Source organism: Actinoplanes sp. NPDC051633 (assembly GCF_040681735.1).
Classification (GTDB): Bacteria; Actinomycetota; Actinomycetes; order Mycobacteriales; family Micromonosporaceae; genus Actinoplanes.
The window spans coordinates 1-1686 of record NZ_JBFAZH010001456.1 but is presented as its reverse complement, the minus strand read 5'-3'; the positions used below and the strand labels follow the sequence as shown (position 1 = coordinate 1686).

At 69.0% G+C, this 1686-nt stretch carries 2 protein-coding genes; both read right to left on the bottom strand.

Features of this window, described 5'->3' with window-relative positions:
- Positions 1–138: 138 nt before the first annotated feature.
- On the bottom strand, positions 139–1167 hold the full coding sequence (locus AB0M20_RS42035) for a multicopper oxidase domain-containing protein (protein WP_364306962.1): 1029 nt from the start codon (positions 1165–1167) through the stop codon (positions 139–141).
- A gap of 184 nt (positions 1168–1351) precedes the next feature.
- The coding region (locus AB0M20_RS42030) for a hypothetical protein (protein WP_364306960.1) at positions 1352–1686 on the bottom strand (335 nt) is incomplete at its 5' end.

Sequence of the window (1686 nt, the reverse complement as noted above, 5' to 3'; positions counted from 1 at the left end):
GGTCAGCGCCGGGATCAGCCCGGCGAGGAGCACGGCTACGGCAATCGTGGCCAGGCTCCTACTTCGTGGGTGCGTCCTCATCCCCGTGCCCCTTCTCATGGGAGTGACTGGCTGATGGGAGTGACTGGCAGATGGAAGTCACTGGTGTGCGGTGTGGTCCTCCGCGGCCTTCATGTGTCCCTGGAAGCGGTGGATCGCCTCCTCGGCGCCGGGCGGCATGCTGCCGTCGGCGTTGCGGACGAGGAACAGCCCTGCCATGCCGGCCGTCGAGTGCTGCTGCACGTGGCAGTGGTACATCCAGACGCCCGGGCCGACCCCGTCGCCGGCCAGCACCTGGAAGCCGAACGAACTGCCCGGGTTCAGGTCCTTGTTGTCGATCACCTGGCTGGGGTCCGCCGGGCCCTCGAGCATCCCGGTGCGGTTGTCCGCCCACCGGTGCGCGTGCAGGTGGAACGTGTGGAAAAGGTTGCCGTGCCCGATCGCGATCCACTCCACGCGCTGGCTCAGGTTCGCCTCGAACATCGGCGTGTTCGGCGCCATCTTGTTGTTGACCATCATCTCGTTGAAGACGACGGTGAACTGCTTCTCCGGCAGGATGTCGCCGCGCCGCCGCACGATCAGAGCGCCGTACAGCCCGCGGGCGATGCCGCCGGTCCCGTGGTCGTCGCCCATCGCGTGGTCGTGGTAGTGCCAGTAGCCGGCGCTGCCCGGCATGAACCGGCGTCCGGCGGCGGCGACCATCTCGTGCGACCGCCACACATAGGTGCGCGTCTCGCCGGGGTTGTTGAACGAGGCGTTCAGCGGGGCCCCGTCGGAGTCCACGCTGTAGTCCACGCCGTGCGGGTGGATGGACAGCCGCTGGGTGGTGGTGTTGACCAGGGTGATCTCGAGCGTGTCGCCCTCGTAGATCTCCAGGATCGGGCCGGGCACGGTCGCCTGGCCGGGCGCCAGGCCGTATCCGAACTGGTTGCCGGGCAGTGCCTCGGCATAGATGGTCACCCTGCGCGTCACGCCGGCCGCCGCCCGCGCCGGTGTGCCGCCCGCGCTGGCCGGTGTGCCGACGGCGGCGGCTCCGACCCCGCCGGCGGTGGCCAGCCCCAGCGCGCCGGTGGCGATCAGCGCGCGGCGGGAGAACGCGGCGGTGGACTGCCCGGGAGTGTCGACCATGTCACTCCGATCGCCGCCGGGCAGGATCGAGCGACCGGGTCGGCGTGCACGGCATCATTCCGCGCGGAGGCAGCCCGGGTCACGGTCTTTGCTCGGCAGACTTAGAACTTTCGGTGGATGACAGCAACTTATGCATCCCATTGACGAAAGTAAAGATGTAATGCGAAAAAGCTAACGTCGACCATCAATGCCAGCGGCGGCGCATCCATCGGCGCACGAGCGGCGGCACCACCCAGGAGTAGACACATAGGAGCAGCCACAGGCCGGCCGCCACGGCCGCGAGCGCCGGCAGGCCGAGAGCGCGCAGGCCATAGATGACAACGATCGCGGCCACCCACGTCTTCAATGGACCGAAGCGCAGGATCGGCCGGACCGGCGCCAGCAGCGGATGCTTGGCGATCCGCATCTCCAAAGCGGACTCCGCGTACGCCTGCTCACCGGGCGCCGAAGCCGCGGCCTGACGCATCCCCGCATAGGCCGCACCGACCTGCCCCCGCATGGCGCTCGTGCTGCCCAGCA

Bases quoted from the DNA above. Each gene is read 5' to 3' on its own strand.
- AB0M20_RS42035 (WP_364306962.1), bottom strand. From the start codon at position 1,167: ATGGTCGACACTCCCGGGCAGTCCACCGCCGCGTTCTCCCGCCGCGCG.